The 315-nt window shown below is 63.8% G+C and carries 1 other RNA gene; it reads left to right on the forward strand.

The window, feature by feature from the left end:
* Position 1: 1 nt before the first annotated feature.
* Positions 2 to 315: RNase P RNA component class A (gene rnpB / locus D4N35_RS17940), an RNA gene on the forward strand; the annotation flags it as partial.

Here is a 315-nt window from a genome sequence, read left to right on the forward strand (position 1 = left end):
AGACAGTCGCCGCTTCGTCGTCGTCCTCTTCGGGGGAGACGGGCGGAGGGGAGGAAAGTCCGGGCTCCATAGGGCAGGGTGCCAGGTAACGCCTGGGGGGGAAACCCACGACCAGTGCAACAGAGAGCAAACCGCCGATGGCCCGCGCAAGCGGGATCAGGTAAGGGTGAAAGGGTGCGGTAAGAGCGCACCGCGCGGCTGGTAACAGTCCGTGGCACGGTAAACTCCACCCGGAGCAAGGCCAAATAGGGGTTCATAAGGTACGGCCCGTACTGAACCCGGGTAGGCTGCTTGAGCCAGTGAGCGATTGCTGGC

It is taken from the genome of Siminovitchia fortis, assembly GCF_003605365.2.
Taxonomy (GTDB): domain Bacteria; phylum Bacillota; class Bacilli; order Bacillales; family Bacillaceae_C; genus Siminovitchia; species Siminovitchia fortis.